This is a genomic window from Kitasatospora sp. NPDC086009 (assembly GCF_044540385.1).
Lineage (GTDB): Bacteria > Actinomycetota > Actinomycetes > Streptomycetales > Streptomycetaceae > Kitasatospora.
Genome location: NZ_JBITSA010000008.1, coordinates 164,179 through 173,782 on the forward strand (window position 1 = coordinate 164,179; position 9,604 = coordinate 173,782).

Genomic DNA, 9,604 nt, shown 5'->3' on the forward strand with positions numbered 1-9,604 from the left:
CTCTTCCGCCCCGATCGGTGTCGCGTACAGACGTGCTCAGCTGAGGGAGATCCCGAGTTCCCTGGTGACAAAGTCGTAGACCTCGTCGGCGGAGGCGTCGGCCAGCCTTTCGGTGACCTGGGCCGCCTCGGTGTCGGCCGTCCAATGGGAGAGCAGCGCGCGCAGCCGCTCCACCGCCTGCTCCCGGGTGGCGGGGTCGAGCCCGGTCGTGCCCGTGGTGGCCTCCAGCGCCTCCAGCCGGTCCAGCACCGGGTGGCCGGCCTCCGGCACCCGCGCCCGCAGTTCGGTGCGCAGATAGCCCACCAGCGCGGTCGGCGTCGGGTAGTCGAAGGCCAGCGTGGCCGGCAGGCGCCGCCCCGCCAGGGCGGTCAGCCGGTTGCGCAGGTCCACCGCGGTCAGCGAGTCGAAACCCAGCTCCGCGAAGGTCCGGTCGCGGTCGATCCCGTCGGCCCCGGCGTGGCCGAGGACGACCGCGATCTCGCGGCACACCACCTCGTCGATCAGCCCGTCCCGGTCCTCCGGCGCGGTGCGCGCCAGCCGGTCCACCAGGGTCTCCTCGGGCGCCCCGGCCGCCGCGCCGGCCCGCCGGGGCCGGCCGACCAGGCCGCGCAGCACCGCGGGCATCGCCTCGCCCTGGGCCCGCAGGGCCTTGGTGTCCAGCCGCATCGGCAGCAGCCACGGCCGCCCCGCCGCGAGCGCCGCGTCGAACAGGTCGAGGCCGGTGGCGTCGTCCAGCGCGATGATCCCGGCCCGGGCGAGCCGGCGCAGGTCCGCCGCGCCGAGCCGGCCGGTGATGCCGCTCTCCCGTGCCCACAGGCCCCAGGACAGGGCCAGCGCCGGGAGGCCCCGGGCCCGGCGGTGCAGCGCCAGGGCGTCCAGATAGCCGTTGGCGGCCGCGTAGTTGCCCTGTCCGGGCGCCCCGAAGGTGGCGGCGACCGAGGAGAACACGACGAACGCCGACAGGTCCAGGCCGAGGGTCAGCTCGTGCAGGTGCCAGGCGGTGTCCGCCTTGGGCGCGAGCACGTCGGCGACCCGGCGGCGGGTCAGCGAGTCGATGACGCCGTCGTCGGCCACCCCGGCCAGGTGCAGGACGGCGGTCAGCGGGTGCTCGGCGGGGACGGCGGCCAGCAGCGCGGCCAGCGCCGCCCGGTCGGTCACGTCACAGGCCGCCACCTCGACCTCGGCGCCCGACTCCTCCAGCTCCCGGACGAGTTCGGCGACGCCCGGTCCGTCCGGGCCCCGGCGGCCGGCCAGCAGCAGCCGGCGGACGCCGTGGGTGCGCACCAGGTGGCGGGCGAACATCCCGCCCAGCACACCGGTACCACCGGTGATCAGCGTCGTCCCCGTGGCCGGGAACGCCACCGGGGCGTCGCCCCCGGCCGACGGCCGGGCCACCCTGGGGGCCAGTACGGTGCCTGCTCGCAGGGCCAGTTGCGGCTCACCGGAGGCCACCGCGCCCGGCAGCAGCGGCCAGGCCGCGTCCAGGTCGTCGACGTCGACCAGCACCAGCCGGTCGGGGTGCTCGGTCTGCGCCGACTTCAGCAGGCCCCAGGCCGCGGCTCCGGCCAGGTCGACGACGGTGGGGCCGGTGGCGTCCGGGCCGGCGGGAGCGGCGGGAGCGGCGGGAGCGGCGGCGCCGGTGGCGCCGGTGGTGACGACCACCAGCCGGGCCCCGGTCAGCCGCGTGTCCGCCAACCAGGCCTGGACCAGCTCCAGCGCGTCACCCACCGTGGTGGCCGGGTCGGCCGGGTCACCGGCGGCCAGCCGGGCCAGCACGACCGGCGGCAGCGGCGCCCCCGCGTCGAGCGCGGCACCGAGCGCGGCCACATCAGCGTAGTGGAGCGGGAGTTCGTCACTCGGTGCGCCGAGCACCGCCCACGTCGTGGTGGACTCCGCCGGGCCTGCCGCCGACACCGGCTCGACCGGCTGCCACACCACCTCGAACAGCGCGTCGTGACCGGCGGACCGAACGGCATCCGCGGTCACCTCCCGCCACGCCAGGGAGTCGATCCTGGCGACCGTCCGACCGCCGTCGTCCGCCATGTGCAGCGACACCGTGTCCGGACCGACCGGCACGATCCGCACCCGCAGCCGCGACGTCCCCGGCGCGAACACGCTCACCCCGCTCCAGGCGAACGGCAGCCCGGCCGCCCGCTCGTCGTCCACCACGCCCGGCAGCAACGGGTGCACCACCGCGTCGAGCAGGGCGGGGTGGAGGACGTAGTCGCCGGTCGCACCGGGCGCGCCCGAGGGCAGCTCGATCTCCGCGACGACCTCGTCACCCGCCTTCCAGAGCCGTCGCAGGCCCTGGAACACCGGGCCATAGGCATAGCCCCGATCGGTCAACTCCTCGTACAGGCCGGTCAGATCGCGCTCGACGGCATCGCCGGCCGGCTGGTCGGCCCCCGCGCCGGGCTCCGCCTCGGCCGCACCCACCGAACCCGTCACGTGCTGGGTCCACTCGGGATCGGCGTCGTCGGCGGCCGGCCGCGAGTACACCGCCACGGCCCGGCTGCCCGAACCGTCCGGAGCCTCCACCACGACCTGGAGCTGGACGGCCCCCGAGCGCGGCAGCACCAGCGGAGCGGACAGCACCAGCTCGTCCAGCCTCGGGCACCCGACGCGCCGCCCGGCCGTCAGCACCAGCTCGACGAAGGCCGAGCCCGGCAGCAGGACCGAACCCAGGACCGCATGGCCGGTGAGCCAGGGGTGGGTGGCGAGGGAGATCCGCCCGGTCAGCACCGTTCCGCCGTCGGGGAGTTCGACGACGGCGGCGAGCAGCGGGTGGGCGGCGTCGGTGAGTCCGGCGGAGGCGACGTCACCCGCGACGGGCTCCAGCCAGTAGCGTTCGCGCTGGAACGCGTACGTCGGCAGCTCGACCAGACGCGGTTCATGACCCGCGAACAGCGCCGGCCAGTCGACATCGGCACCGTGGACGAAGGCATGCGCGAGGGCCGTCACCGCCTGGCGGGCCTCCGGCCGGTCCCCGCGCAGCGCGGGCGCGGCAGCGTCGACGAGGGCGGAGAGCACACCGTCCGGGCCGAGTTCGACCCAGGCGTCCACACCGGCTTCGGTGACGGCGTCCGCGAAGCGGACCGTGCGGGACACGTGCTCCACCCAGTAGGCCGGGTCGCACCACTCACCGTCGACCGGCAGGCCGGTGACGGTCGAGACCGCCGCAATACGCGGCGGGTGGAAGGCCAGACCCGACACCACCGCACGGAAGTCCTCCAGCATCGGAGCCATCAACGGGGAGTGGAACGCGTGACTCACCTCCAGCCGCTTGGTGCGGCGGCCCGGCAGCGCCTCGACAACCGCACGAACCGCGTCCTCCTCACCCGAAACCACCACCGACGTCGGCGAGTTGACCGCCGCGACACCCACCTCCGCGAGCCCGGCGAGCAGCGGGAGAACCTCCTCCTCGGCCGCCTCCACCGCGACCATCGCCCCACCGGCGGGCAGCGCGTCCATCAACCTCGCCCGCGCCGACACCAACGCACACGCGTCCACCAGATCCAGAACCCCGGCCACATGCGCCGCCGCGATCTCACCCACCGAATGCCCCACCAGCACACGGGGAGCCACACCCCAGGAGGTGAGCAGCCGGAACAGCGCCACCTCCAGCGCGAACAGCGCCGGCTGCGCCAACCCGGTGCGACCCAGCCCCTCACCCGAGGCGACGACCTCGGCCACCGGCGCGTCGAGCACCGCACACACCTCGTCGAACGCCGCCCGGAACACCGGGAACGCCTCGTACAACTCCCGCCCCATGCCTACCCGCTGACCACCCTGGCCCGCGAACAGGAACCCCACACCGGTCCGCACCGCACCCGGCGAGGACAGCACCGGCTCGGCCGCGACGAGTTCGGAGCCGTCGGCGCCCAGTAGCACCGCCCGGTGCTCGAATACCGCCCGCGACGTCGCCAACGAGAAGCCCACGTCCACCGGGTCGACATCGCCCGAGGAGGCCAGCTCGGTCACCCGGGCCAGCTGCCCGCCCAGTGCCTCCGGCGAGCGCGCCGACACCACCCACGGCACCACCGGCATCGCCGCCCGGTCACCGTCCACCGCGACCGCCGCCGGATCCCCCTCCTCCACGATCACATGCGCGTTCGTGCCGCTCGCACCGAAGGAGGAGATGCCGGCGCGACGCGGACGCTCGCCAGAAGCCCACTCCCGGGCTTCGCTCAACAGCTCGACGGCGCCCTTGGACCAGTCGACGTGGGGTGTCGGGGTGTCCAGGTGCAGGGAACGCGGCAGCAGACCGCTGCGCAGCGCCATCACCATCTTGATCACACCGGCCACACCCGCGGCCGCCTGCGTATGCCCGATGTTCGACTTCACCGACCCCAGATACAGCGGCCGGTCCGCATCCCGCCCGCGCCCGTACGTCGCCAGCAACGCCTCCGCCTCGATCGGGTCACCCAACCGCGTCCCCGTCCCGTGCGCCTCCACCGCGTCCACATCCGCAGCCGACAACCCCGCACTCGCCAACGCCTGCCGGATCACCCGCTCCTGCGAAGGACCGTTCGGCGCCGTCAGACCGTTCGACGCACCGTCCTGGTTCACCGCACTGCCCCGCACCACCGCCAACACCCGGTGACCCAACCGACGGGCATCGGACAGCCGCTCCACGAGCAGCACCCCCACACCCTCCGACCAACCCGTCCCGTCCGCGTCCGCCGAGAACGACTTGCACCGACCGTCCGCCGCCAACCCCCGCTGCCGCGAGAACTCCACGAACGTCCCCGGCGACGACATCACCGTCACCCCACCCACCACACCCAACGCACACTCACCACCGCGCAACGCCTGCACCGCCAGGTGCAGCGCCACCAGCGACGAAGAACAGGCGGTGTCCACGGTCAGGGTCGGACCGGTGAAGCCGAAGGTGTAGGCGATCCGGCCGGCCAGCACACTGGCCGCGTTGCCGGTCATCAGGTACCCGTCGACGCCGGCCGGGACGCGGGTCATGGACGTCGCGTAGTCCTGGCCGTTGCCGCCGACGAACACCCCGGTCGGGCTGTTGCGCAGCGCCGCGGGGTCGATGCCGGCCTGCTCGAACGCCTCCCACGCCGTCTCCAGCAGTTGGCGCTGCTGCGGGTCCATGCCCAGCGCCTCCCGCGGCGAGATCCCGAAGAACCCGGCATCGAACTCGGTCGCCCCCCGGAGGAAGCCGCCCTCGGCGGTGTAGGTCTTTCCCGGGGCGCCGGCGTCCGGGTCGTAGAGGTCCTCGATGTTCCAGCCGCGGTCGGTGGGGAACGGCTCGATCATGTCGGCACCGTCGGCGACGACCCGCCACAGGTCCTCCGGCGAGCCGATCCCGCCGGGGAAGCGGCACGCCATGCCGACGATCGCCATCGGTTCGTCGGTGACCACGGCCGGTGCGACGGGCAGTCGGTCGTCGTCCGCACCGAGCAGTTCCGCCGCCAGGTGGTCCGCGACCGCCTCGACCGTGGGGCGGTCGAAGGCGAGCGAGACGGCCAGGCGGAGGCCGGTCCGCGCGTTCAGGCGATTGCGCAGGTCGACGGCGGTCAGCGAGGTCAGCCCGAGCTCGGTGAAGGCGCGGGCGGTCTCCAGGGGCCCGGACTCCGCGTAGCCGAGCACCTCGGCGACCTCGGTCCGGACCAGGGCGACGAGCGCCTGGCGGCGGTCCGCGTCCGCCAGACCGGCGAGCCGGTCGCGCAGTGCCCGGGCGTCCGCCCCGAGCAGGGCCCTGACCTCGGGCAGCTCGGCGACGAAGCGGTGGGCGCGCGCCACGGTCGGCGCCGAGACCACCTGCTCCCAGTCGACGTCGGCGACGACGGTGTTCTCCCGGCCGGTGCTCACCAGCCCCAGCGCCTCGCGCAGACCGACCGGGCGGAACCCGAGGGCGCCCGGCCCGTCCTCGTCCGGGCCGACGGCCACCGACAGCCCGGGAAGGCCCAGGGACCGGCGGTGCCGGACCACGGCCTCCGCCGCGGTCTGGGTCACTGTGGGCGACGCGGCGCCGCCGATGACGCCGACGGCGGAGCAGAGCACCAGCAGCATCCCGGCCCCGGCCCACTCGTGCAGGTCCTTCAGCTGTTCCGTCCGGGCGGTGACCAGCCGGTGCCACTGCTCGGCCGTCAGGGTCGTGGTGTCGCCGTGTGCTTCTTCGAGCAGGACGACGGCGCTCCCGGCGAGCTCCGCCCGGGTGGCGGCGTTCCACTCCGCGCGCTCGACCCGGTCCGGGAGTCCGGGCTCGCCGACTCCCTCGTCCGCCCGGCCCGTGCCGCCCGGTGCGCCGACCAGGACGACCCGGTCGGCGCCGACGCCCAGCAGCCAGTCCGCGAGCACACCGGCCCGGGGCCCGAGGTCACCGACGACCGCGACCGTTCCGCTCAGGCCGACCGCGCTGCCCCCGGCGCGCGCGGGCCGCAGCCGCCGGGTGAGGACCCGCCCGGCCCGCACGGCAAGCTGATCGTCCGCGTCCTGGCCGGCGGCCAGCACGTCGCGCAGGCGGTTCCAGTCCTCCTCGGTCGGCGCGGCGGGCAGGTCGACGACTCCGCCCCAGCTCTCGGCCAGCTCCCAGCCGAGCACACGCGCGACCGCCCACGGGCCGGCGCCGTCCGGATCCACCGCCGGATCCTCGGCGGTGGCCGCCACGGCGTTGCGCGTGAGGCACCACAGCGGGATCGTGTCCAGCGCACGGGCGACCGCCACCAGCGCCCCCGCACGCGGACCGAGCAGCGACACCGCGCCCGCGAGGGGCGCCTCGCCCGCGATCCGGCGCAGCAGCCCGGCGACCGCCTGCTCGTCGAGCTCGACGGCGGGGTCGAGCTCGACCCGGACGACGTTCTCGACCAGGGTCCCCAGGCGCCGGGCGGCCTCCGCCAGGAGCTCGTCCCGGTCCGGTCCGGGCGATGTGACGACCAGCCAGGTGCCGGGCACGGCATCCCGGAGCGGCAGGTCGAGTGGTTGCCAACCCACCTGGTAGAGCAGGGAATCGCGGGAGACCGGGCTGCCCGCCCCGGTGCGTGTCGCCGGCTTCAGCCAGTAGCGTTCGCGCTGGAAGGCGTACGTCGGCAGCTCGACCAGACGCGGGTCATGCCCCGCGAACAGCGCCGGCCAGTCGACATCGGCACCGTGGACGAAGGCGTGCGCGAGGGCCGTCACCGCCTGGCGGGCCTCCGGCCGGTCCCCGCGCAGCGCGGGCGCGGCAGCCTCGACGAGGGCGGAGAGCACACCGTCCGGGCCGAGTTCGACCCAGGCGCCCACACCCGCCGCCTCGACCGCGTCCGCGAAGCGGACCGTGCGGGACACGTGCTCCACCCAGTAGGCCGGGTCGCACCACTCGTTCTCGACCGGCAGGCCGGTGACGGTCGAGACCGCCGCAATACGCGGCGGGTGGAAGGCCAGACCCGACACCACCGCACGGAAGTCCTCCAGCATCGGAGCCATCAACGGGGAGTGGAACGCGTGACTCACCTCCAGCCGCTTGGTCCGGCGGCCCGGCAGCGCCTCGACAACCGCACGAACCGCGCCCTCCACGCCCGAAACCACCACCGACGTCGGCGAGTTGACCGCCGCGACACCCACCTGCGCGAGCCCGGCGAGCAGCGCGAGGACCTCCTCCTCGGCCGCCTCCACCGCGACCATCGCCCCACCGGCGGGCAGCGCGTCCATCAACCTCGCCCGCGCCAACACCAACGCACACGCGTCCACCAGATCCAGAACCCCGGCCACATGCGCCGCCGCGATCTCACCCACCGAATGCCCCACCAGCACACGCGGTGCCACACCCCAGGAAGAGAGCAGCCGAAACAGCGCCACCTCCAGCGCGAACAGCGCCGGCTGCGCCAACCCCGTACGACCCAGCCCCTCACCCGAGGCGACGACCTCGGCCACCGGCGCGTCGAGCACCGCGCACACCTCGTCGAACGCCGCCCGGAACACCGGGAACGCCTCGTACAACTCCCGCCCCATGCCCGCCCGCTGACCACCCTGGCCCGCGAACAGGAACCCCACACCGGTCCGCACCGCACCCGCCCCGGCGGTGACGACATCCGAACCCAGCACCACCGCCCGGTGCTCCAGCACCGCCCGCGACGTCGCCAACGACCACCCGACATCCACCGGGTCGACATCGCCCGAGGAAGCCAGCTCCGCCACCCGGGCCAGCTGCCCGCCCAGTGCCTCCGCCGACCGCGCCGACACCACCCACGGCACCACCGGCATCGCCGCCCGGTCACCGCCCACCGCGACCGCCGCCGGATCCCCCTCTTCGAGGATCACATGCGCGTTCGTGCCACTGATCCCGAACGAGGAGACCCCGGCGCGACGCGGACGGTCACCCAGGAACCACTCCCGGGCCTCGCCCAGCAACTCCACCGCCCCGGCCGACCAGTCGATGAACGGCGACGGTTCCTTCGCGTACAGGCTCCGGGGCAGTTCCCCGTGCTGCATCGCCAGCACCATCTTGATCACGCCGGCCATCCCCGCCGCGTGCTGGGTGTGGCCGATGTTCGACTTCACCGAGCCCAACCAGAGCGGCTCGCCCTCGGCACGGTCCTGGCCGTACGTCGCCAGCAGCGCGTGCGCCTCGATCGGGTCACCCAACCGCGTCCCCGTCCCGTGCGCCTCCACCGCGTCCACATCCGCCGCCGACAACCCCGCACTCGCCAACGCCTGCCGGATCACCCGCTCCTGCGAAGGACCGTTCGGCGCCGTCAGACCGTTCGACGCACCGTCCTGGTTCACCGCACTGCCGCGCAGCACCGCCCAGACCCGGTGGCCGAGCCGCCGGGCGTCCGAGAGCCGCTCCAGCAGCAGCACCCCCACACCCTCCGACCAGCCTGCGCCGTCGGCCTCGGCCGAGAACGACTTGCAGCGGCCGTCCGGCGCGCCGACCCGCTGCCGCGAGAACTCCACGAAAGTCCGGGGGGTGGACATGACCGTGACCCCGGCGGCCACCGCGAGCGGGCACTCCTCGTTGCGCAGGGCCTGCGCCGCCAGGTGCAGGGCCACCAGCGAGGAGGAGCAGGCGGTGTCGACGGTCAGGGTCGGACCGGTGAAGCCGAAGGTGTAGGCGACCCGGCCGGACATGATGCTGGGTGCGCCGCCGGTGAGGACGAGCCCCTCCACCTCGGCCGGGGTCTCGTCGACGCGGGGGCCGTACTCGTGGCCGCTCGCCCCGACGAACACCCCGGTCCGGCTGCCGTGCAGCGCAACCGGGTCGATGCCCCCGTGCTCGAAGGCCTCCCACGCCGTCTCCAGCAGCAGCCGCTGCTGCGGGTCCATGGCCAGCGCCTCCCGCGGCGAGATGCCGAAGAAGCCCGCGTCGAACAGGCCCGCGTCGTAGAGGAATCCGCCGTCCCGGGCGTAGCTGTGACCGGCGGCCTCCGGGTCGGGGTCGTAGAGCCGGTCGAGCTCCCAGTCCCGGTCGGTCGGCAGCCCGCCGATGGCGTCGACGCCGTCGGCGACCAGCTGCCACAGGTCCTCGGGCGAGTCGACCCCGCCGGGGAACCGGCAGGCCATGCCGACGATGGCGATGGGCTCGTTCGCCTTCTCCTGGACCTCTTCGAGCTGCCTCCGCACGTCACGCGCGTCGGCGATCGAACGCTTGAGGTATTCGCGGAGCTTG

Annotated in this window: 1 pseudogene; it reads right to left on the reverse strand. The window is 74.6% G+C overall.

Going from position 1 to position 9,604, the window contains the following annotated elements:
- Positions 1-36: 36 nt before the first annotated feature.
- Positions 37-9,600, reverse strand: a pseudogene (locus tag ACIF6L_RS21230) (type I polyketide synthase); the annotation flags it as partial.
- Positions 9,601-9,604: the final 4 nt, after the last annotated feature.